This window comes from Pseudomonas sp. NY15463, assembly GCF_048068415.1.
Classification (GTDB): domain Bacteria; phylum Pseudomonadota; class Gammaproteobacteria; order Pseudomonadales; family Pseudomonadaceae; genus Aquipseudomonas; species Aquipseudomonas mosselii_C.
Genome location: NZ_JBLUQD010000001.1, coordinates 788,446 through 809,507 on the forward strand (window position 1 = coordinate 788,446; position 21,062 = coordinate 809,507).

Below are 21,062 nucleotides of genomic sequence, written 5' to 3' on the forward strand. Positions count from 1 at the left end.
ATCGGCGTATGCAGGCCAAAAAAAAGCGAAGCCAAATCAATGGCTTCGCTTCTTATGTTTACGGCTTTGTAAAACCTGGGCTTCAGAACGGAATATCGTCATCGAAGCTGTCGAAGTCAGCCGCTGGCTGTGGCGCCGGCTGCTGGGGGGCTGGGCGCTGCGGCGCTTGCTGCGGACGCGGAGCCTGCTGGCGTGGCGCCTGGTTATACTGCTGCTGGCCGCCGCCCTGGTTGTAGTTGCCACCACCCTGGTTGTAAGGGTCACCGCCCTGCTGCTGGCCCTGAGGACGCCCGCCGAGCAACTGCATGGTCCCGTTGATGTCGACGACAATCTCGGTGGTGTAGCGCTTGATGCCGTCTTTTTCCCACTCGCGGGTCTGCAACTTACCTTCGATATAGCATTGCGAACCTTTGCGCAGGTACTCACCAGCAATCTCGGCAACCTTGCCGAACAGCGCGACGCGGTGCCACTCGGTACGCTCGACCTTCTGCCCGGACTGCTTGTCGGTCCACTGCTCGCTGGTAGCCAGGCTCAGGTTGGTCACGGCATTACCGTTGGGCAGGTAGCGGACTTCGGGATCCTGGCCGCAGGTACCGACCAGAATGACTTTGTTAACCCCACGGGCCATAACGTTCTCCTAGGCTTCGCACGCCGCTGAGGCTGGGTTCACCAGACGCTCGAGGGTCGCACGGTCCAAAATTTTCGTATCCAGTTTGATATAGATGGCGGCTTCATCTGCCACCACCACAGCGTCGGTCACACCCGGCACGGCCATCAGACGCTCGGTCAGCCCGGCTTCACGGACTGCTTCGGGCGTCAGCGGCATGCGCAGGCTGGTCACATACGGCGGCTCGTTCATGCTCAAGGCGACGATCAGCCAAATGGCACATAGCACCGCGCAGCCGAGGAACACCGTATCCAGCCCACCGTGCTGGAACAACCAGCCTCCGAGGATTCCTCCCAGCGCCGCACCGAGGAACTGGCTCGTGGAGTACACCCCCATCGCCGTCCCCTTGCCACCGGCAGGCGACACTTTACTTACCAGCGAAGGCAGCGAAGCCTCCAACAGGTTGAATGCGGTGAAGAATACCACGGTGCCAATCACCAGTCCGCGCAAACCGTCAGCCCACTCCCAGAAGTATACCTCCGTCAGCAGCAGGACACCGACCGCGCCGGCCAGCACGCGTTTCATCTTGCGCTTCTTTTCGCCGTAGATGATGAACGGCACCATTGCAAAAAATGAGATGAACAGCGCGGTCAGGTACACCCACCAGTGCTGTTCTTTCGGCAGGCCGCCGCGCTCAACGAAGGCCAGTGGCAAGGCTACGAAGCTGGCCATGAGAATGGCGTGGAGGATGAAAATACTCACATCTAGGCGCAGAAGGTCCGGGTGGCGCAGGGTCGGGCCAATCGCCTGGCGCGCCACACCCGATTCACGGTGCTGCAGAATGCTGTGGGTGTTGGGTACGACGAAGGCGATCAACAGAATGCCGACCAAGGCAAGTCCTGCGGTAGCCAGGAACAATCCTGACAAGCCAAAGGCACTTGTCAGCAGTGGCCCGACCACCATCGCCACGGCGAATGACAATCCAATGCTCATGCCGATCATCGCCATGGCCTTGGTGCGATGTTGTTCGCGAGTGAGGTCGGACAACAGTGCCATGACCGCAGCGGATATGGCCCCTGCCCCCTGCAGGATACGTCCGGCAATCACCCCCCAAATCGAATCGGCCTGAGCGGCCAATACGCTGCCCAGGGCGAAGACCACCAACCCCAGATAGATCACCGGGCGCCGGCCGATGCGATCGGAAATCATGCCGAACGGAATCTGCAGCACCGCTTGGGTCAGGCCATAGGCGCCGATGGCCAGGCCGATCAACGCAGGTGTTGCACCCGCCAGATCCATGCCGTACGTGGCCAGCACCGGCAGGACCATGAACATGCCCAGCATACGAAAGGCAAAGACCAGGGCCAGGCCACCAGCGGCGCGGGTTTCGCTGCTGCTCATGCGATCGTTGTGGGTGTTGTGCATGGATTAACCTCATGTGAACCGGCGGCGATTCTATCAGTCCGACAGCTTGACGGCATCTGCGCGACGCTTTGCCGCGTGCTGGCCACGCGCCGTATACTTCCTTGTTTATGCCCGCCAAGCGAGGCCGCAGTGGACAAGATCCTGATTCGTGGGGCTCGTACCCACAACCTGAAGAACATCGACCTGACCCTGCCTCGGGACAAGCTGATCGTGATCACCGGCCTGTCCGGTTCCGGCAAGTCGTCCCTGGCGTTCGACACGTTGTACGCCGAAGGTCAACGCCGCTACGTGGAGTCGCTGTCGGCGTATGCCCGGCAGTTCCTGTCAATGATGGAAAAGCCCGATGTCGACACCATCGAAGGCCTGTCGCCGGCGATTTCCATCGAACAGAAGTCCACGTCGCACAACCCGCGCTCGACCGTGGGGACCATCACCGAAATCTACGACTACCTGCGCCTGCTGTACGCACGCGTCGGCACACCACGCTGCCCGGACCACGATATCCCACTGGAGGCGCAGACCATCAGCCAGATGGTCGACCTGGTGCTGGAGAACCCCGAGGGCAGCAAGCTGATGCTGCTGGCGCCAGTGATCCGCGAGCGCAAGGGCGAGCATCTGGCGGTGTTCGACGAACTGCGGGCCCAGGGCTTCGTGCGCGCCCGGATCAACGGCAAGCTCTATGAACTGGACGAACTGCCCAAGCTGGACAAGCAGAAGAAGCACAGCATCGATGTGGTGGTGGACCGCTTCAAAGTGCGCGCCGACTTGCAACAGCGTCTGGCCGAGTCGTTCGAGACTGCGCTCAAGCTCGCCGACGGCATCGCGCTGGTGGCGCCGATGGACGATGAGGATGGCGAGGAGACTATCTTCTCCGCGCGCTTCGCTTGCCCGATCTGCGGACATGCGATCAGCGAGCTGGAACCGAAGCTGTTTTCCTTCAACAATCCCGCAGGCGCCTGCCCGACCTGCGATGGCCTGGGGGTCAAGCAGTTCTTCGACACCAAGCGCCTTGTCAACGCCGAACTGACCTTGGCCGAGGGCGCGATACGCGGCTGGGACCGGCGCAACGTCTACTATTTCCAGATGCTGGGTTCACTGGCCGCGCATTACGGTTTCAGCCTCGAAGCCCCGTTCGGCGAGCTGTCGGCCGAACACCAGAAAGTCATCCTGAACGGCAGCGGCAAGCAAAGCGTCGATTTCAAGTACCTCAACGACCGTGGCGATATCGTCAAACGCTCGCATCCATTCGAAGGCATCGTACCTAACCTGGAACGGCGCTACCGCGAGACCGAGTCAGCCACTGTGCGCGAAGAGCTGGCCAAGTTCCTCGGCACCCAGCCCTGCCCCGACTGCCGTGGCACACGCCTGCGCCGTGAAGCGCGCCATGTATGGGTCGGCGAGAAAACCCTGCCAGCGGTGACCAACCTGCCAATCGGTGAAGCCAGCGATTATTTTGGCGCATTGACCCTGACCGGCCGGCGTGGCGAGATCGCGGCGAAGATCCTCAAGGAAATCTGCGAGCGCCTGCAATTTCTGGTCAACGTCGGCCTGGACTACCTGACCCTGGACCGCAGCGCCGATACGTTGTCCGGCGGCGAAGCCCAGCGTATTCGCCTGGCCAGCCAGATCGGCGCCGGACTGGTGGGTGTGATGTACATCCTCGACGAGCCGTCGATCGGCCTGCACCAACGCGACAACGACCGCTTGCTGGCCACCCTCAATCACCTGCGCGACTTGGGCAATACGGTGATCGTGGTGGAGCACGACGAGGACGCCATTCGCTTGGCCGACTACGTGGTGGATATTGGGCCAGGTGCTGGCGTGCATGGCGGGCAGATCGTCGCCGAGGGCACGCCCGACGAGGTCATGGCACACCCCGACTCGCTTACCGGCAAGTACCTGTCCGGACGCAAGAAGATCGTCGTGCCTGCAAAACGTACACCGCGTAACAAGAAGCTGCAGCTTAAGCTCAAAGGCGCACGCGGCAATAACCTGCAGAACGTCGACCTGGAAGTGCCGATCGGCCTGCTGACCTGTGTAACCGGCGTCTCCGGCTCCGGCAAATCGACGCTGATCAACAACACGCTGTTCCCATTGGCAGCCACCGCGCTCAATGGCGCAAGCAGCCTGGAGGCAGCAGCACACAGCAGCATCGACGGCCTGCAGCACCTGGACAAAGTGGTCGATATCGACCAGAGCCCGATCGGGCGTACGCCGCGCTCCAACCCGGCCACCTATACCGGTATTTTCACGCCTATTCGTGAACTGTTCGCGGGCGTGCCGGAATCGCGCTCGCGCGGCTACGGGCCGGGGCGTTTCTCGTTCAACGTCAAAGGTGGGCGCTGCGAAGCGTGCCAAGGCGATGGCTTGATCAAGGTAGAGATGCACTTCCTGCCGGACATCTATGTGCCCTGCGATGTGTGCAAGAGCAAGCGCTACAACCGCGAAACCCTGGAGATCAAGTACAAGGGCAAGAACATCCATGAGGTGCTGGAAATGACCATCGAGGATGCCCGTACATTCTTCGACGCGGTGCCAGCACTGGCGCGCAAGCTGCAAACGTTGATGGACGTAGGCCTGTCGTACATCAAGCTAGGACAGTCGGCCACCACGCTGTCCGGGGGCGAGGCGCAGCGGGTCAAGCTATCGCGCGAGCTGTCCAAGCGCGATACCGGCAAGACCCTGTACATCCTTGACGAACCCACCACCGGCCTGCACTTCGCGGACATCCAACAGTTGCTGGATGTACTGCACCGCCTGCGTGACCATGGCAACACCGTGGTGGTGATCGAGCATAACCTGGATGTGGTCAAGACCGCCGACTGGCTGGTGGACCTGGGGCCGGAGGGTGGCTCCAAAGGTGGGCAGATCATTGCCTGCGGTACGCCAGAGGAGTTGGCTGAGCAGAAGCAATCGTATACCGGACATTACCTGAAACCGCTACTGGAACGGGACCGGGCATAAGGCCACAGGGGCGCTTGCGCCCCGTTCGCGGCACAAGGCCGCTCCTACAGAGAGCGCAGATCTGACGATCTGCGATGTCCAAGAAGCGGCCTTGCCGGAGCGGGCGCAAAGGGCTGCAAAGCAGCCCCGCTTGTTACATCTGCGACTGCAGGTAGTTTTCCAGACCGATAGCCTTGATCAAGCCTTGCTGCTTCTCCAGCCAGTAGGTGTGATCTTCTTCGGTATCAGCCAACTGCGCGCGCAGGATGTCACGGCTGATGTAGTCCTTGTGCAGCTCGCACAGCTCGATGCCCTTGCACAGTGCGCCCCGCACCTTGTACTCGAGCTTCAGATCGGCTTCGATCATTTCGGGTACGGTGCTGCCTACTTCCAGATCGTCGGCACGCATATCGGGAGTGCCTTCAAGCATGAGGATACGGCGCATCAGAGCGTCAGCGTGCTGAGTCTCCTCCTCCATCTCGTGGTTGATACGCTCATAGAGCTTGGACAAGCCCCAATCCTCGTACATGCGCGAGTGGATGAAGTACTGATCGCGTGCTGCCAGTTCGCCCTTCAGCAACGTGACGAGATAATTGATTACGTCCGGGTGACCTTGCATTGCCCTGATTCTCCCTGTGAATACTTCAATGGCTCATAGTTTGAACCAGCTTTTGCTGGCGGTCACGGAAAAATGCGCAATTACTAGCAAAAGATCGGCTAAACAGTAGTGATATTCATTGAAAAACCGCCCAAACGAGGGCGGTTCTTGTTATCACTTCGACTTAGGCGAGATAGATCCCCAATGCCTTGGCGATACCTTCGCCATAGGCCGGATCCGCCTTGAAGAAGTGCTGCAGTTGGCGCTGCACCACATCCTCGCTGACGCCAGCCATGGTGCCGGCGATGTTGTCGATCAGCAGCGCTTTCTGTTCGTGATTCATCAGGCGGAACAGCGCGCCGGCGTGGCTGTAGTAGTCATTGTCCTCGCGGTGGTCGAAGCGGTCGGCTGCGCCACTCAGGGCCAATGCCGGCTCGGCGTGGCGCGGCGACTGCTTGGGCGCATCGCTGTAGCTGTTCGGCTCGTAGTTCGGTGCGCTGCCGTAGCTGCCGCCTGCCATGGAGCCATCACGCTGGTAGCTGTGCACCGGACTGCGGGGCGCATTCACTGGCAGTTGCTGATGGTTAGTGCCGACACGGTAGCGGTGGGCATCGGCATAGGCGAATACCCGGCCTTGCAGCATACGGTCTGGAGACAAACCGACACCCGGCACCATGTTGCTTGGGCCAAAGGTGGCCTGCTCAACCTCAGCGAAGTAGTTAAGCGGGTTGCGGTTAAGCTCCAACACCCCCACTTCAATCAGCGGGTAGTCTTTTTGCGACCAGGTCTTGGTCACGTCGAACGGATTCTCTTCGCGGTTCGCTGCTTCGTTTTCGCTCATCACCTGGATGCACACGCTCCAACGCGGATACTCGCCACGCTCGATGGCCTCGAAGAGGTCACGCTGGGCGTAGTCCGGGTCAGTGCCGGCCAGGCGAGCAGCATCGGCTGGAGCCAGATTCTTGATACCTTGCTGAGTCTTGAAATGCCACTTGACCCAAGTGCGCGCACCCTCAGCATTGATAAGGCTATAGGTATGGCTACCGAAACCATGCATGTGCCGATAGCCATCTGGAATACCACGGTCGGAGAACAGGATGGTGATCTGGTGCAGCGCCTCAGGCGAATGGGACCAGAAGTCCCACATCATCTGGGGGCTCTTCAGGTTGGTTTGAGGGTGGCGTTTCTGGGTGTGGATGAAGTCAGGAAACTTCAGCGGGTCACGGATGAAGAACACCGGCGTGTTGTTGCCAACGATATCCCAGTTACCTTCCTCGGTGTAGAACTTGACGGCAAAGCCACGTGGATCGCGCTCAGTGTCCGCAGAACCACGCTCGCCACCGACGGTGGAGAAGCGCAGGAACGTCTCGGTCTGCTTGCCAATGCTGTCGAAGAGCCTGGCACTGGTGAATTCGCTGATATCCCGGGTGACGGTGAAGGTGCCGTAGGCACCCGACCCCTTGGCGTGCACACGACGCTCGGGGATGTTCTCACGATTGAAATGAGCGAGCTTCTCAATCAGGTGAAAGTCGTCCAGCAACAACGGGCCGCGAGGGCCGGCGGAACGGGAGTTCTGGTTATCGGCAACCGGTGCACCGCTGGCGGTGGTCAGAATCTTGCTCATGGGCTCTCCTTATCAGTCTCTAATGGCCGGCTAAACGGCATATGGAGAAGTATTCGCGAGCAGGAGACAAAGAACCAATTCATTGATATTGTCGAATTGATAGAAATTAATAATCAATGCACACACAAAAAACCGGGCACTAGGCCCGGTTTTTTGTAGCAGACTGGACGTCTTACTCGGCAGCTTCTACAGCACCACCGACTGGACGATCAACCAGCTCGACGTACGCCATAGGCGCATTGTCGCCAGCGCGGAAACCGCACTTCAGGATACGCAGGTAGCCGCCCTGACGGGTGGCGTAGCGCTTGCCCAGATCGTTGAACAGTTTGCCAACGGCGGACTTCGAACGGGTACGATCGAAGGCCAGACGACGGTTGGCTACGCTGTCTTCCTTGGCCAGGGTGATCAGCGGCTCGGCAACGCGGCGCAGTTCCTTGGCTTTCGGCAGGGTGGTTTTGATCAGCTCGTGCTCGATCAGCGACACTGCCATGTTCTGGAACATAGCCTTGCGGTGAGAGCTGGTACGGCTCAGGTGACGTCCACTTTTACGATGACGCATGATTCATTCCTTACCAAACACTACGTTCGGTGATTACGACGATCAGGCAGTCGCCTTGTCGTCCTTCTTAAGACTTGCAGGCGGCCAGTTGTCGAGGCGCATGCCGAGGGACAGACCACGAGAGGCCAGAACGTCCTTGATTTCAGTCAGGGACTTCTTGCCCAGGTTAGGAGTCTTCAACAGCTCTACTTCGGTACGCTGAATCAGGTCGCCGATGTAGTAGATGTTCTCCGCCTTGAGGCAGTTGGCCGAACGTACGGTCAGTTCCAGGTCGTCAACCGGGCGCAGCAGGATCGGATCGATCTCGTCTTCCTGCTCGACCACAACCGGCTCGCTGTCACCTTTGAGGTCGACGAACGCAGCCAACTGCTGTTGCAGGATGGTCGCGGCACGACGAATAGCCTCTTCAGGATCCAGGGTACCGTTGGTTTCCAGATCGATGACCAGCTTGTCCAGGTTGGTACGCTGCTCAACACGGGCGTTCTCGACCACATAGGCGATACGACGCACCGGGCTGAAGGAGGCGTCCAGCTGGAGACGGCCAATGCTGCGGCTTTCGTCTTCGTCGGTCTGACGGGAGTCGGCCGGCTCGTAACCACGACCACGAGCTACGGTGAGCTTCATGTTCAGGGCGCCGTTGGACGCCAGGTTCGCGATTACGTGATCGGGGTTGACGATCTCGACATCGTGATCCAGCTGAATATCGGCAGCGGTAACCACCCCCGAACCCTTTTTCGACAAGGTCAGCGTAACTTCGTCACGACCGTGCAGCTTGATAGCCAGGCCTTTCAGGTTCAACAGGATTTCAATGACATCTTCCTGTACACCTTCGATCGCGGAGTACTCATGGAGTACGCCATCGATCTCGGCCTCGACTACTGCACAGCCAGGCATGGAGGACAACAGGATGCGGCGCAGCGCGTTGCCCAGGGTATGGCCGAAGCCACGCTCGAGAGGCTCGAGCGTGATCTTGGCGCGGGTTGGACTGACAACCTGAACGTCGATGTGACGGGGTGTCAGAAACTCATTTACCGAAATCTGCATGGATGCACCTATTTTCTAGCCCTTACTTGGAGTAGAGCTCGACAATCAGGTTTTCGTTGATGTCGGCGGACAGGTCGCTGCGAGCAGGAACGTTCTTGAAAACGCCCGACTTTTTAGCAGCATCCACATCAACCCACTCAACGCGGCCACGCTGGGCGCACAGTTCAAGGGCTTGAACAATGCGCAGCTGGTTCAGCGACTTCTCGCGAACTGCGACCACGTCACCCGGACGAACTTGGTAGGATGGAATGTTTACGGTCTTGCCGTTAACGCTGATCGCTTTGTGCGAAACCAGCTGACGGGACTCGGAACGGGTCGAACCGAAGCCCATACGATAAACGACGTTGTCCAGACGGCACTCGAGCAGTTGCAGCAGGTTCTCACCGGTGGCGCCTTTCTTCGAGGCAGCCGCTTGGTAGTAACCGCGGAATTGACGCTCCAGTACACCGTAGATACGACGGACTTTTTGTTTCTCGCGCAGCTGGGTACCGTAGTCGGACTGACGGCCACGGCGCTGGCCGTGGATACCTGGGGCTGCTTCGATGTTGCACTTCGATTCCAGAGCGCGAACGCCGCTCTTCAGGAACAGGTCAGTGCCTTCACGGCGAGACAGTTTGCATTTTGGACCAATGTAACGTGCCATTTATCTGTCTCCTGATTACACGCGACGCTTCTTCGGCGGACGGCACCCGTTGTGCGGGATTGGCGTCACGTCGGTGATGCTGGCGATCTTGTAGCCGCAGCTGTTCAGTGCACGAACGGCGGACTCACGACCTGGACCTGGACCCTTGACGTTGACGTCGAGGTTCTTCAGGCCGTATTCCAGCGCAGCTTGACCAGCACGCTCAGCAGCGATCTGAGCTGCGAACGGGGTGGATTTGCGCGAACCACGGAAACCCGAACCACCGGAAGTAGCCCAGGACAGTGCGTTGCCCTGACGGTCGGTGATGGTCACGATGGTATTGTTGAAAGAAGCATGGATGTGGGCGATGCCATCAACCACTGTCTTTTTGACTTTCTTACGAGGACGAGCAGCAGGTTTTGCCATGTCTATATTCCTGGGCGATTACTTGCGGATCGGCTTACGCGGGCCCTTACGGGTGCGTGCGTTGGTCTTGGTGCGCTGACCGCGAACCGGCAGACCTTTACGATGACGCAGGCCGCGGTAGCAACCCAGGTCCATCAAGCGCTTGATCTTCATGTTGATGTCACGACGCAGGTCACCTTCAGTGGTGAACTTCGCAACTTCGCCACGCAGGGTTTCGATTTGCTCGTCGCTCAGATCCTTGATCTTAGCGGCTGGGTTTACACCAGCATCTGCACAGATTTTCTGTGCAGTAGTGCGACCGACACCATAGATGTAGGTCAGCGAGATAACAGTATGCTTGTTATCTGGAATGTTGACGCCTGCAATACGGGCCATTCAGTGGGACTCCAATTGACAGCTACCTACGCCCCGGAAGCCAAGAAATAGGGCGCGAGATAATATCGCTGTAGAAACGAATAATCAACCCAGCAGCACACTAGCTGCTGGGTTTGAAGCGCAGATCACACTCAGCCTTGGCGCTGCTTGTGACGCGGTTCCGCGCTGCAGATCACGCGCACGATACCTTCGCGACGAATGATCTTGCAGTTACGGCACAGCTTTTTCACCGATGCACGAACTTTCATTACCGACTCCTCGAACCTTAGGTGGTCTATCAGCGCAGCAGACCGCTGCCGCCGTAGCCTTTCAGGTTGGCTTTCTTCATCAGGGATTCGTACTGGTGCGAAACGAGGTGCGATTGTACTTGGGACATGAAGTCCATCACAACCACTACCACAATCAGCAACGAGGTCCCGCCAAGGTAGAACGGCACGTTTGCAGCCACCACCAGGAACTGGGGCAACAAGCACACGGCCATCATGTAAAGAGCACCGAACATGGTCAAACGGGTCAGAACGCCATCAATGTAGCGCGCCGACTGCTCACCAGGACGGATGCCCGGAATAAAGGCACCGGACTTCTTCAGGTTTTCCGCTACGTCTTTCGGATTGAACATCAACGCTGTGTAGAAGAAGCAGAAGAAAATGATCCCTGCACTAAACAGCAGAATGTTCAACGGCTGACCAGGAGCGATCGACTGCGAGATGTCTTGCAGCCAGCCCATACCTTCGGACTGACCGAACCAGGCACCTAGCGAAGCCGGGAACAGCAAGATGCTGCTCGCGAAAATGGCCGGGATTACGCCCGCCATGTTCACTTTCAGCGGCAGGTGGCTGGTCTGCGCAGCGAAGACCTTACGGCCCTGCTGACGCTTGGCGTAGTGAACGGCGATACGACGCTGACCACGCTCAATGAACACCACGAAGCCGATAATCGCTACTGCCAGCAAACCGATAGCGACCAGGGCGAAGATGTTGATATCGCCTGTGCGTGCAGACTCGAAAGACTGCCCGATTGCTCTCGGAAGACCGGCAACGATACCTGCGAAGATCAACATCGAGATACCGTTGCCCACACCGCGCTCGGTGATCTGCTCGCCCAGCCACATCATGAACATCGCGCCCGCCACGAAAGTGGAGACGGCGACGACATGGAAGCCGAGGCCAACAGAAAACGCCACGCCCTGGTTGGCCAGGCCAATGGACATGCCAATGGCTTGGACCAGCGCCAGGATAACGGTGCCGTAGCGGGTGTACTGGCTGATCTTGCGACGGCCAGCTTCACCTTCCTTCTTCAACTGCTCCAGCTGCGGGCTGACAGCGGTCATGAGCTGCATGATGATCGATGCCGAGATGTACGGCATGATCCCCAGCGCAAAGATGCTCATGCGCTCCAGCGCGCCGCCGGAAAACATGTTGAACAAGCTAAGAATGGTCCCCTCATTCTGCCGGAACAGATCCGCGAGACGGTCCGGGTTAATGCCTGGTACCGGGATGTGCGCGCCAATCCGATAGACGATGATCGCCATGAACAGAAAGCGCAGACGAGCCCAGAGTTCCGACATCCCGCCCTTACCGAGCGAAGAGAGAGCACCTTGCTTAGCCATTTATTCCTCGAACTTGCCGCCAGCTGCTTCGATAGCCGCACGTGCACCTTTGGTGACGGCGATACCCTTGAGGGTGACTGCGCGAGTGACTTCGCCCGACAGCATGATTTTCACACGCTGTACGTGCTGGCCGATCACGTTGGCGTCCTTGAGGGACTGAACGGTGATCAGGTCGCCTTCCACCTTGGCCAGCTCGGACAGACGCACTTCAGCGCGGTCCATGGCTTTCAGGGAAACGAAGCCGAACTTCGGCAGACGACGGTGCAGCGGCTGTTGACCGCCTTCGAAGCCTGGAGCAATGGAACCACCGGAACGGGAGGTTTGACCCTTGTGGCCACGGCCGCCGGTCTTACCCAGACCGCTACCGATACCACGACCCGGACGGTGCTTCTCGCGACGGGAACCCGGCGCTGGACTCAGATCATTGAGTTTCATCGATTAACCCTCGACCTTCAGCATGTAGTAGGCCTTGTTGATCATCCCGCGGTTTTCAGGAGTATCTTGGACTTCTACAGTGTGACCGATGCGACGCAGACCCAGGCCTTTAACACACAGTTTGTGGTTAGGCAGGCGGCCGGCGGTGCTCTTGATCAGCGTTACTTTTACGGTTGCCATGATCAGATGATCTCCTCGACAGTCTTGCCGCGCTTGGCAGCAATGGACTCAGGGGATTGCATGGCTTTCAGACCCTTGAAGGTGGCGTGAACCACGTTCACCGGGTTGGTCGAACCGTAGCACTTGGCCAGAACGTTCTGAACGCCAGCAACTTCCAGGACGGCACGCATTGCGCCGCCGGCGATGATACCGGTACCTTCCGAGGCAGGCTGCATGTAAACCTTCGAGGCGCCGTGGGCGGCCTTGGTGGCGTACTGCAGGGTGGTGCCTTTCAGGTCAACCTGAATCATGTTGCGACGAGCAGCTTCCATGGCTTTCTGGATCGCAGCAGGTACTTCGCGCGATTTGCCACGGCCAAAGCCAACACGACCCTTACCATCACCAACCACGGTCAGTGCGGTGAAGGTGAAGATACGGCCGCCTTTTACGGTTTTAGCTACGCGGTTAACTTGAACCAGCTTCTCGATGTAGCCTTCGTCGCGCTTTTGATCGTTATTTGCCATAACTTAGAACTCCAGCCCGCCTTCACGAGCAGCATCAGCCAGCGCCTTGACGCGGCCGTGGTACTTGAAGCCGGAACGGTCAAAGGCAACTTGAGATACACCGGCGGCTTTCGCACGCTCAGCTACCAGCTTGCCAACCTTAGTGGCCGCGTCGATGTTGCCGGTGGCGCCATCACGCAGTTCTTTGTCCAAGGTCGAGGCACTTGCCAGAACCTTGCTGCCGTCGGCCGAAATGACCTGGGCGTAGATGTGCTGCGAGGAGCGGAACACGCACAGACGCACGGCTTCGAGCTCGTGCATTTTCAGGCGTGCTTTGCGAGCGCGACGCAGTCGAGTAACTTTTTTGTCGGTCATTTGCTAGGCCCTACTTCTTCTTGGCTTCTTTACGACGGACTACTTCATCCGCGTAACGCACACCCTTGCCCTTGTAAGGCTCTGGCGGACGGAAACCGCGGACTTCAGCGGCCACCTGACCCACCAGCTGCTTGTCGATACCCTTGATCAGGATGTCGGTCTGGCTTGGGGTTTCAGCGGTGATACCAGCTGGCAGTTCGTAATCCACTGGGTGCGAGAAGCCCAGAGCCAGGTTCAGGACGGAGCCTTTAGCCTGAGCTTTATAACCAACACCGACCAGCTGGAGCTTACGCTCGAAGCCTTGGCTTACGCCTTGGACCATGTTGTTCACCAGGGCGCGGGTGGTACCGGCCATGGCGCGAGCTTGCTGGTCACCGTTGCGAGCGGAGAAACGCAGCTCACCAGCTTCTTCGGTAACTTCAACAGACGAGTGAACGTTCAGTTCGAGAGTGCCCTTGGCACCCTTCACCGAAAGCTGCTGGCCGGCGAATTTGACTTCGACGCCTGCTGGCAACTTAACGGGGTTCTTAGCGACGCGAGACATGCCTATCTCCCCTTAGAACACTGTGCACAGAACTTCGCCGCCGACACCGGCAGCGCGCGCAGCGCGGTCAGTCATCACACCTTTGTTGGTGGAGACGATAGACACGCCCAGGCCGCCACGTACTTTCGGCAGCTCAGTGACGGCCTTGTACTGACGCAGACCTGGACGGCTGGAGCGCTTCAGCTCTTCAATGACCGGACGGCCTTCGAAGTACTTCAGCTCGATCGACAGGGAAGGCTTGGCTTCGCCAGTCACTTCGTAGCCGGCGATGTAACCTTCGTCTTTCAGTACTTTGGCAACCGCGACCTTCAGGGTGGAAGAAGGCATGCTTACGACAGACTTTTCAGCCATCTGGGCATTACGGATGCGAGTTAGCATGTCCGCTAACGGGTCCTGCATACTCATGGGCTAGATGCTCCTGATACAAGAATTATTAGCCTTGCGGCTATCACAACCACCCGAGCGGACAGGGCAAAAAACCCAGGCTCAGGTGAGCCGGTCATTCTAGACACAAGCCAGAAACGAAACAAGCCCCGTATAGGGGCTTGTTTCGTTGCGAGGTCACCGGCGGTCGGAAGATCTCCTCCTCGCGCCGGTGGTCACGACAGCTGGAATTACCAGCTAGCCTTGACCAGACCTGGAACGTCACCACGCATGGCGGCTTCACGCAGCTTGTTACGGCCGAGGCCGAACTTGCGGTATACACCGTGCGGACGACCGGTCAGGCGGCAACGGTTACGCAGGCGCGCAGCGCTGGCGTCACGTGGTTGCTTCTGAAGGGCGACAACGGCGGCGAAGCGCTCTTCAGGAGAGGCGTTCAGGTTGACGATGGTCGCTTTCAGCTCGGCACGCTTTTTAGCGTACTTGGCTACCGTGAGCTGACGCTTCAGCTCGCGGTTTTTCATGCTCTTCTTGGCCATTTTCCTACTCCAATCAGTTGCGGAACGGGAACTTGAAAGCACGCAGCAGAGCGCGGCCTTCGTCGTCCGAACGAGCAGTGGTGGTCAGGGTGATGTCCAAACCGCGCAGAGCATCGATCTTGTCGTAGTCGATTTCCGGGAAGATGATCTGCTCTTTCACGCCCATGCTGTAGTTGCCACGACCGTCGAAGGACTTGGCATTCAGGCCGCGGAAGTCGCGAACCCGTGGCAGGGAGATCGCCAGCAGGCGGTCCAGGAACTCGTACATTTTTTCGCGACGCAGGGTCACCTTGACACCGATCGGCCAGCCTTCACGGACTTTGAAGCCCGCGATGGATTTACGAGCGAAAGTCACGACCGGCTTTTGACCGGTGATCTTTTCCAGGTCGGCAACAGCGTGCTCGATGACTTTCTTGTCGCCGATCGCTTCGCCCAGACCCATGTTCAGGGTGATTTTGGTAACGCGCGGAACTTCCATCACGTTCGACAGCTTAAGTTCTTCCTTAAGCTTAGGAGCGATTTCGTTCCGGTAAATCTCTTTCAGTCGTGCCATGGTCTTCTACCTAGCAGTGTTCAAGCATCAACCGCTTTTTGGGTCGACTTGAAGACACGAATTTTTTTACCGTCTTCTACTTTGAAACCAACGCGGTCAGCCTTGTTGGTTTCACCGTTGAAGATGGCAACGTTGGAAGCGTGCAGAGGCGCTTCTTTCTCGACGATACCGCCCTGGACGCCCGCCATCGGGTTAGGCTTGGTGTGGCGCTTGACCAGGTTGACACCACCGACGACCAGACGGTCGTCAGCGAGAACCTTCAGCACCTTACCGCGCTTACCTTTGTCTTTGCCGGCGATCACGATGATCTCGTCGTCACGACGAATCTTTTGCATGTCGGATCTCCTTAGAGCACTTCAGGGGCGAGCGAGACGATCTTCATGAACTTCTCAGTACGAAGCTCACGGGTCACTGGCCCGAAGATGCGAGTGCCGATCGGCTCTTGCTTGGTGTTCAGCAGAACAGCAGCGTTGCCGTCGAAACGAATGATGGAACCGTCAGCGCGACGTACACCGTGACGGGTACGGACGACAACAGCGGTCATCACCTGGCCTTTTTTGACCTTACCGCGCGGAATCGCTTCCTTGACGGTTACTTTGATGATGTCACCGATACCGGCGTAACGGCGGTGAGAACCGCCGAGCACCTTGATGCACATGACGCGACGAGCGCCGCTGTTATCGGCCACATCGAGCATGGATTGAGTCTGAATCATAAAATTTCTCCGACCCTTAGCCCTTAGACTTCAACAGCGCGTTCGAGGACTTCAACCAGTGCCCAGGACTTGGTCTTGGCCAGCGGACGGGTTTCACGGATGGAAACCTTATCGCCGATCTTGCACTGGTTGGATTCGTCGTGCGCGTGCAGCTTAGTCGAACGCTTAACGTATTTACCGTAGATCGGGTGCTTTACGCGACGCTCGATCAGAACGGTGATGGTCTTGTCCATTTTGTCGCTGACGACACGGCCAGTCAGCGTACGGACGGTTTTTTCAGCTTCAGCCATGATCACTTACCTGCCTGCTGGTTGAGCACAGTTTTCACGCGAGCGATGTCACGCTTAACTTGCGAGAGCAGGTGCGACTGCCCCAACTGGCCAGTTGCTTTCTGCATACGCAGATTGAACTGGTCGCGCAGCAAGCCGAGCAGTTGCTCATTCAGTTGCTGTGCCGATTTTTCACGAAGTTCATTCGCTTTCATCACATCACCGTCCGCTTAACAAAGGAGGTGGCGAGAGGCAGCTTTGCAGCAGCCAGGGCGAATGCTTCGCGCGCCAGCTCTTCAGAAACACCCTCGATTTCGTACAGGACTTTGCCTGGCTGAATCTGGGCAACCCAGTACTCCACGGAACCCTTACCTTTACCCATCCGCACTTCGAGAGGCTTCTTGGTAACCGGCTTGTCCGGGAAGACACGGATCCAGATCTTACCGCCACGTTTAACGTGACGGGTCAGCGCACGACGTGCGGACTCGATCTGGCGGGCGGTGAGGCGACCGCGAGCAACAGCTTTCAGAGCGAACTCGCCGAAGCTGACCTTGCTACCGCGCAGTGCCAGACCACGGTTGTGGCCGGTCATCTGCTTGCGGAATTTTGTACGCTTTGGTTGCAACATTTGGCGTACCCCTTACTTAGCAGCTTTTTTACGAGGCGCTGGTGCTTGAGGCTTCAGCTCTTCCTGGCGACCACCAATCACTTCGCCTTTGAAGATCCAAACCTTCACACCGATCACACCATAGGTGGTGTGAGCTTCGTAGGTGTTGTAGTCGATATCGGCACGCAGGGTGTGCAGAGGCACACGACCTTCGCGATACCACTCGGTACGTGCGATCTCGGCACCGCCGAGACGACCGCTCACCTGGATCTTGATGCCTTTGGCACCAATACGCATGGCGTTCTGTACGGCGCGCTTCATGGCGCGACGGAACATAACGCGGCGTTCCAGCTGCTGGGCAACGCTCTGAGCAACCAGCATGGCGTCGAGTTCCGGCTTGCGGATCTCTTCGATGTTGATGTGCACAGGCACACCCATCTGCTTGGTCAGGTCCTGACGCAGTTTCTCAACATCTTCACCTTTCTTGCCGATAACGATACCGGGACGAGCGGTGTGGATGGTGATGCGTGCAGTTTGAGCCGGACGATGAATATCGATACGGCTAACGGACGCGCTTTTTAGTTTGTCTTGGAGGTACTCACGCGTTTTCAGATCCTTCAACAGGTAATCTGCGTAAGTCGCGCCGTCTGCATACCAGACGGAGGTGTGCTCCTTGACGATTCCCAGGCGAATGCCAGTGGGATGTACTTTCTGACCCATCTGATCGACTCCGTTACTTGTCCGCAACCTTGACAGTGATATGGCAAGACCGCTTGACGATGCGATCAGCGCGGCCTTTGGCACGCGGCATGATGCGCTTCAGCGAACGCCCTTCGTTGACGAAAACGGTGGAGACCTTCAGGTCATCAACGTCTGCGCCTTCGTTGTGTTCGGCGTTGGCAACGGCCGACTCGAGGACTTTCTTCATGATTTCAGCGGCTTTTTTGCTGCTGAAGGCCAACAGGTTGAGCGCTTCGCCCACCTTCTTCCCGCGGATCTGGTCGGCGACCAAGCGGGCTTTCTGGGCGGAGATGCGAGCGCCCGACAACTTAGCGGCTACTTCCATTTCCTTACCCCTTAACGCTTGGCTTTCTTGTCAGCCACGTGCCCGCGGTAGGTGCGGGTACCGGCGAACTCGCCCAGTTTGTGGCCGACCATGTCTTCGTTCACGAGAACTGGGACGTGTTGGCGACCGTTGTGTACCGCGATGGTCAGACCGACCATTTGTGGCAGGATCATCGAACGGCGCGACCAGGTTTTAACTGGCTTGCGATCGTTCTTCTCCACCGCCACTTCGACCTTCTTCAGCAGGTGAAGATCGATAAAAGGACCTTTTTTCAGAGAACGTGGCACTGTCGTATCCCTCTAGTTACTTGCGACGACGGACGATCATGTTGTCGGTACGCTTATTACCACGGGTTTTAGCACCCTTGGTTGGGAAGCCCCATGGCGATACCGGATGACGACCACCGGAGGTACGACCTTCACCACCACCATGCGGGTGGTCAACCGGGTTCATGGCAACACCACGAACGGTTGGGCGAACGCCGCGCCAGCGTTTTGCACCTGCTTTACCCAGCGAACGCAGGCTGTGCTCGGAGTTCGAGACTTCGCCCAGGGTCGCACGGCACTCAGCCAGTACTTTACGCATTTCGCCAGAGCGAAGACGCAGGGTCACGTAGACGCCTTCACGCGCGATCAGCTGAGCCGAAGCACCAGCGGAACGAGCGATTTGAGCACCTTTACCCGGCTTCAGTTCGATGCCGTGAACGGTGCTACCTACTGGGATGTTGCGCAGTTGCAGGGAGTTACCGGCCTTGATTGGAGCCAGGGCACCTGCGATCAGTTGGTCGCCAGCACTCACGCCTTTAGGGGCGATGATGTAGCGACGCTCACCGTCTGCGTAGCACAGCAGGGCGATATGAGCAGTACGGTTCGGGTCGTACTCGATACGCTCGACAGTGGCAGGGATGCCATCTTTGTCGTTGCGACGGAAGTCGACCAGACGGTAATGCTGCTTATGACCACCACCAACGTGACGAGTGGTAATGCGGCCATTGTTGTTACGACCACCAGACTTCGATTTTTTCTCGATCAGCGGTGCGTGAGGAGCGCCTTTGTGCAGCTCCTTGTTGACCACCTTGACCACAAAACGGCGGCCAGGGGAAGTCGGTTTGCATTTAACGATTGCCATGATGCACCCCTTCCTTACTCAGCACTGCTGCTGAAATCGAGATCTTGGCCTGGCTGAAGGGAGACGATCGCCTTCTTCCAGTCATTACGCTTGCCCAGACCACGTGCGGTACGCTTGGTTTTACCCAGAACGTTAACAGTCGACACGTTTTCAACTTTTACGTTGAACAGGCCTTCGACAGCTTTCTTGATTTCCAGCTTGGTTGCATCGGTAGCAACCTTGAATACGAACTGGCCTTTTTTCTCAGCCAGAACGGTAGCCTTCTCGGAAACGTGCGGGCCAAGGAGGACTTTGAATACGCGTTCCTGGTTCATCCCAGCAGCTCCTCGAATTTCTTCACGGCCGAGACAGTGATCAACACTTTCTCGTATGCGATCAGACTGACCGGATCCGAACCTTGAACGTCACGTACGTCGACGTGCGGCAGGTTACGAGCAGCCAGGTACAGGTTCTGATCAACAGCGTCCGAAACGATCAGAACGTCGTTCAGACCCATGCCGTTCAGCTTGTTCAGCAGGTCTTTGGTTTTCGGAGCTTCAACAGCGAAGTCCTGAACCACGACCAGACGGTCGCTACGCACCAGCTCAGCGAGGATGGAGCGCAGGGCTGCGCGGTACATCTTCTTGTTGAGCTTCTGCGAGTGATCTTGAGGACGCGCTGCGAAGGTAACACCACCGCCACGCCAGATCGGACCACGGGTAGTACCGGCACGAGCACGGCCAGTACCTTTCTGACGCCATGGGCGCTTACCGCCACCGGCCACGTCAGAACGGGTCTTCTGCTGCTTGGTGCCCTGACGGCCGCCGGCCATGTAGGCCACGACTGCTTGGTGTACCAGCGTCTCGTTGAATTCGCCACCGAAGGTCAGTTCGGAAACTTCGATCGCCTGAGCGTCATTTACATTGAGTTGCATGTCAGTTTCCCCTTACCCGCGAGCCTTGACAGCCGGACGCACGACCACGTCGCCGCCAGTAGCGCCTGGGACGGCACCCTTGATCAGCAGCAGGTTGCGTTCAGCGTCTACGCGTACTACTTCCAGGGACTGAACAGTCACGCGCTCGGCGCCCATGTGACCGGACATTTTCTTGCCCTTGAATACACGACCAGGAGTCTGGCACTGGCCGATGGAGCCAGGGACACGGTGCGATACGGAGTTACCGTGGGTGTTGTCTTGACCACGGAAATTCCAGCGCTTGATGGTACCGGCGAAGCCTTTACCTTTGGACTGACCGGTTACGTCTACCAGCTGGCCTGCAGTGAAGAGTTCAGCTTTGATCAGATCGCCAGCCTGGAAATCGCCTTCTTCAAGACGGAACTCCCAAACACCGCGACCAGCGGCAACGTTGGCCTTGGCAAAGTGGCCTGCCTGAGCGGCGGTCACGCGCGAAGCACGACGCTCGCCGACAGTGACTTGCACTGCACGGTAGCCATCAGTTTCTTCGGTTTTGAACTGGGTGACGCGATTCGGCTCGATCTCAATGACCGTGACCGGAATGGAGACACCTTCTTCGGTGAAAATACGGGTCATACCCGCTTTCCGACCGACTACACCAATAGTCATGTTGTAAACCTCATGAGTGTACGGGGCTTTCACCCGCTATGGCCGCCCATTTCAGAGCGTTACACGACCAAGACGCGAGTCTTAGCCGAGGCTGATCTGCACTTCCACACCGGCCGCCAGATCAAGCTTCATCAGCGCGTCGACGGTTTTATCCGTTGGCTGGACGATGTCCAGAACACGCTTATGAGTGCGAATCTCGTACTGGTCACGCGCGTCTTTGTTGACGTGCGGGGAGACCAGAACGGTGAAACGCTCTTTGCGGGTAGGCAGTGGAATTGGACCACGCACTTGTGCACCAGTACGTTTCGCGGTTTCCACGATTTCCTGGGTGGATTGGTCGATCAGGCGATGGTCGAAAGCCTTCAACCTGATACGGATTTGCTGATTTTGCATTG

At 57.9% G+C, this 21,062-nt stretch carries 33 protein-coding genes; 1 reads left to right on the plus strand and 32 read right to left on the minus strand.

The window, feature by feature from the left end:
* Nucleotides 1–82 precede the first annotated feature (82 nt).
* The gene (locus ACNFIC_RS03890) at nucleotides 83–628 is read right to left on the minus strand and encodes a single-stranded DNA-binding protein (RefSeq protein WP_138221827.1); all 546 of its coding nucleotides are present in this window, start codon (nucleotides 626–628) and stop codon (nucleotides 83–85) included.
* A gap of 9 nt (nucleotides 629–637) precedes the next feature.
* Nucleotides 638–2,032: an MFS transporter gene (locus ACNFIC_RS03895; RefSeq protein WP_138221826.1), complete on the minus strand. Its 1,395-nt coding sequence runs from the start codon at nucleotides 2,030–2,032 to the stop codon at nucleotides 638–640.
* 129 nt (nucleotides 2,033–2,161) lie between these two features.
* Here ACNFIC_RS03895 and uvrA point away from each other — a divergent pair, with 129 nt between their 5' ends.
* Complete coding sequence (uvrA, locus tag ACNFIC_RS03900) at nucleotides 2,162–4,996, plus strand: excinuclease ABC subunit UvrA (RefSeq protein ID WP_171031018.1); 2,835 nt, start codon at nucleotides 2,162–2,164, stop codon at nucleotides 4,994–4,996.
* A gap of 133 nt (nucleotides 4,997–5,129) precedes the next feature.
* Here uvrA and bfr read toward each other — a convergent pair whose 3' ends face one another.
* The 30 genes from bfr to rpsJ all read right to left on the minus strand — a co-directional run bounded on the left by bfr (nucleotide 5,130) and on the right by rpsJ (nucleotide 21,060).
* Nucleotides 5,130–5,594, minus strand: a complete 465-nt coding sequence (bfr, locus tag ACNFIC_RS03905; protein WP_003257116.1) for a bacterioferritin — start codon at nucleotides 5,592–5,594, stop codon at nucleotides 5,130–5,132.
* A gap of 163 nt (nucleotides 5,595–5,757) precedes the next feature.
* The gene (locus ACNFIC_RS03910) at nucleotides 5,758–7,197 is read right to left on the minus strand and encodes a catalase (RefSeq protein WP_416780005.1); all 1,440 of its coding nucleotides are present in this window, start codon (nucleotides 7,195–7,197) and stop codon (nucleotides 5,758–5,760) included.
* Between the two features lie 172 nt (nucleotides 7,198–7,369).
* Nucleotides 7,370–7,756: a 50S ribosomal protein L17 gene (rplQ, locus tag ACNFIC_RS03915; RefSeq protein ID WP_003255451.1), complete on the minus strand. Its 387-nt coding sequence runs from the start codon at nucleotides 7,754–7,756 to the stop codon at nucleotides 7,370–7,372.
* A gap of 42 nt (nucleotides 7,757–7,798) precedes the next feature.
* Nucleotides 7,799–8,800, minus strand: coding sequence for a DNA-directed RNA polymerase subunit alpha (locus tag ACNFIC_RS03920; protein ID WP_003255452.1), 1,002 nt, complete (start codon nucleotides 8,798–8,800; stop codon nucleotides 7,799–7,801).
* Between the two features lie 22 nt (nucleotides 8,801–8,822).
* On the minus strand, nucleotides 8,823–9,443 hold the full coding sequence (gene rpsD / locus ACNFIC_RS03925; RefSeq protein ID WP_003257114.1) for a 30S ribosomal protein S4: 621 nt from the start codon (nucleotides 9,441–9,443) through the stop codon (nucleotides 8,823–8,825).
* A 15-nt stretch (nucleotides 9,444–9,458) separates the two neighbouring features.
* Nucleotides 9,459–9,848, minus strand: coding sequence for a 30S ribosomal protein S11 (gene rpsK, locus ACNFIC_RS03930; RefSeq protein ID WP_003255454.1), 390 nt, complete (start codon nucleotides 9,846–9,848; stop codon nucleotides 9,459–9,461).
* 18 nt (nucleotides 9,849–9,866) lie between these two features.
* The gene (rpsM, locus tag ACNFIC_RS03935; RefSeq protein ID WP_003255457.1) at nucleotides 9,867–10,223 is read right to left on the minus strand and encodes a 30S ribosomal protein S13; all 357 of its coding nucleotides are present in this window, start codon (nucleotides 10,221–10,223) and stop codon (nucleotides 9,867–9,869) included.
* A gap of 131 nt (nucleotides 10,224–10,354) precedes the next feature.
* The gene (rpmJ, locus tag ACNFIC_RS03940; RefSeq protein WP_011531897.1) at nucleotides 10,355–10,471 is read right to left on the minus strand and encodes a 50S ribosomal protein L36; all 117 of its coding nucleotides are present in this window, start codon (nucleotides 10,469–10,471) and stop codon (nucleotides 10,355–10,357) included.
* 29 nt (nucleotides 10,472–10,500) lie between these two features.
* Nucleotides 10,501–11,832 carry a preprotein translocase subunit SecY gene (gene secY, locus ACNFIC_RS03945; protein WP_003257108.1) on the minus strand — a complete coding sequence of 444 codons (1,332 nt, stop codon included), beginning with the start codon at nucleotides 11,830–11,832 and terminating at the stop codon, nucleotides 10,501–10,503.
* A complete protein-coding gene (rplO, locus tag ACNFIC_RS03950) occupies nucleotides 11,833–12,267 on the minus strand; it encodes a 50S ribosomal protein L15 (protein WP_011531896.1) in 435 nt (144 codons plus the stop codon).
* A gap of 3 nt (nucleotides 12,268–12,270) precedes the next feature.
* Nucleotides 12,271–12,447 carry a 50S ribosomal protein L30 gene (rpmD, locus tag ACNFIC_RS03955; RefSeq protein ID WP_028690238.1) on the minus strand — a complete coding sequence of 59 codons (177 nt, stop codon included), beginning with the start codon at nucleotides 12,445–12,447 and terminating at the stop codon, nucleotides 12,271–12,273.
* 2 nt (nucleotides 12,448–12,449) lie between these two features.
* The gene (gene rpsE, locus ACNFIC_RS03960) at nucleotides 12,450–12,950 is read right to left on the minus strand and encodes a 30S ribosomal protein S5 (protein ID WP_023629184.1); all 501 of its coding nucleotides are present in this window, start codon (nucleotides 12,948–12,950) and stop codon (nucleotides 12,450–12,452) included.
* Nucleotides 12,951–12,953: 3 nt separating this feature from the next.
* A complete protein-coding gene (gene rplR / locus ACNFIC_RS03965; RefSeq protein ID WP_011531893.1) occupies nucleotides 12,954–13,304 on the minus strand; it encodes a 50S ribosomal protein L18 in 351 nt (116 codons plus the stop codon).
* Nucleotides 13,305–13,314: 10 nt separating this feature from the next.
* Entirely contained in the window at nucleotides 13,315–13,848 is a 534-nt protein-coding gene (gene rplF, locus ACNFIC_RS03970) for a 50S ribosomal protein L6 (RefSeq protein WP_138221824.1), read from the minus strand.
* 12 nt (nucleotides 13,849–13,860) lie between these two features.
* On the minus strand, nucleotides 13,861–14,253 hold the full coding sequence (gene rpsH / locus ACNFIC_RS03975; RefSeq protein ID WP_138221823.1) for a 30S ribosomal protein S8: 393 nt from the start codon (nucleotides 14,251–14,253) through the stop codon (nucleotides 13,861–13,863).
* Nucleotides 14,254–14,462: 209 nt separating this feature from the next.
* Nucleotides 14,463–14,768 carry a 30S ribosomal protein S14 gene (gene rpsN, locus ACNFIC_RS03980; RefSeq protein WP_138221822.1) on the minus strand — a complete coding sequence of 102 codons (306 nt, stop codon included), beginning with the start codon at nucleotides 14,766–14,768 and terminating at the stop codon, nucleotides 14,463–14,465.
* 13 nt (nucleotides 14,769–14,781) lie between these two features.
* A complete protein-coding gene (rplE, locus tag ACNFIC_RS03985) occupies nucleotides 14,782–15,321 on the minus strand; it encodes a 50S ribosomal protein L5 (protein WP_012316517.1) in 540 nt (179 codons plus the stop codon).
* Nucleotides 15,322–15,341: 20 nt separating this feature from the next.
* Complete coding sequence (gene rplX / locus ACNFIC_RS03990; protein ID WP_016715319.1) at nucleotides 15,342–15,656, minus strand: 50S ribosomal protein L24; 315 nt, start codon at nucleotides 15,654–15,656, stop codon at nucleotides 15,342–15,344.
* Between the two features lie 11 nt (nucleotides 15,657–15,667).
* Nucleotides 15,668–16,036 (minus strand): 50S ribosomal protein L14, encoded by a 369-nt coding sequence (rplN, locus tag ACNFIC_RS03995; RefSeq protein WP_008089810.1) that lies wholly within the window; start codon nucleotides 16,034–16,036, stop codon nucleotides 15,668–15,670.
* A gap of 23 nt (nucleotides 16,037–16,059) precedes the next feature.
* The gene (gene rpsQ, locus ACNFIC_RS04000) at nucleotides 16,060–16,326 is read right to left on the minus strand and encodes a 30S ribosomal protein S17 (RefSeq protein WP_008089812.1); all 267 of its coding nucleotides are present in this window, start codon (nucleotides 16,324–16,326) and stop codon (nucleotides 16,060–16,062) included.
* A 2-nt stretch (nucleotides 16,327–16,328) separates the two neighbouring features.
* A complete protein-coding gene (gene rpmC, locus ACNFIC_RS04005; protein ID WP_002555481.1) occupies nucleotides 16,329–16,520 on the minus strand; it encodes a 50S ribosomal protein L29 in 192 nt (63 codons plus the stop codon).
* Nucleotides 16,520–16,933, minus strand: coding sequence for a 50S ribosomal protein L16 (rplP, locus tag ACNFIC_RS04010; RefSeq protein ID WP_009397508.1), 414 nt, complete (start codon nucleotides 16,931–16,933; stop codon nucleotides 16,520–16,522). The genes rpmC and rplP overlap by 1 nt, the downstream gene beginning before the upstream one ends.
* Nucleotides 16,934–16,945: 12 nt before the next feature.
* On the minus strand, nucleotides 16,946–17,632 hold the full coding sequence (rpsC, locus tag ACNFIC_RS04015) for a 30S ribosomal protein S3 (RefSeq protein WP_003255481.1): 687 nt from the start codon (nucleotides 17,630–17,632) through the stop codon (nucleotides 16,946–16,948).
* A gap of 13 nt (nucleotides 17,633–17,645) precedes the next feature.
* The gene (rplV, locus tag ACNFIC_RS04020; RefSeq protein WP_003103908.1) at nucleotides 17,646–17,978 is read right to left on the minus strand and encodes a 50S ribosomal protein L22; all 333 of its coding nucleotides are present in this window, start codon (nucleotides 17,976–17,978) and stop codon (nucleotides 17,646–17,648) included.
* Between the two features lie 11 nt (nucleotides 17,979–17,989).
* Nucleotides 17,990–18,265, minus strand: a complete 276-nt coding sequence (gene rpsS, locus ACNFIC_RS04025; protein ID WP_003255482.1) for a 30S ribosomal protein S19 — start codon at nucleotides 18,263–18,265, stop codon at nucleotides 17,990–17,992.
* 16 nt (nucleotides 18,266–18,281) lie between these two features.
* On the minus strand, nucleotides 18,282–19,106 hold the full coding sequence (gene rplB / locus ACNFIC_RS04030; RefSeq protein WP_011531888.1) for a 50S ribosomal protein L2: 825 nt from the start codon (nucleotides 19,104–19,106) through the stop codon (nucleotides 18,282–18,284).
* Nucleotides 19,107–19,120: 14 nt separating this feature from the next.
* Complete coding sequence (gene rplW, locus ACNFIC_RS04035) at nucleotides 19,121–19,420, minus strand: 50S ribosomal protein L23 (protein WP_003255484.1); 300 nt, start codon at nucleotides 19,418–19,420, stop codon at nucleotides 19,121–19,123.
* Nucleotides 19,417–20,019: a 50S ribosomal protein L4 gene (gene rplD, locus ACNFIC_RS04040; protein WP_008089819.1), complete on the minus strand. Its 603-nt coding sequence runs from the start codon at nucleotides 20,017–20,019 to the stop codon at nucleotides 19,417–19,419. Before rplD ends, rplW begins: the two co-directional genes overlap by 4 nt.
* A 12-nt stretch (nucleotides 20,020–20,031) precedes the next feature.
* Entirely contained in the window at nucleotides 20,032–20,667 is a 636-nt protein-coding gene (gene rplC, locus ACNFIC_RS04045) for a 50S ribosomal protein L3 (RefSeq protein ID WP_011531887.1), read from the minus strand.
* Nucleotides 20,668–20,748: 81 nt separating this feature from the next.
* Nucleotides 20,749–21,060, minus strand: coding sequence for a 30S ribosomal protein S10 (gene rpsJ / locus ACNFIC_RS04050; protein WP_003186070.1), 312 nt, complete (start codon nucleotides 21,058–21,060; stop codon nucleotides 20,749–20,751).
* Nucleotides 21,061–21,062: the final 2 nt, after the last annotated feature.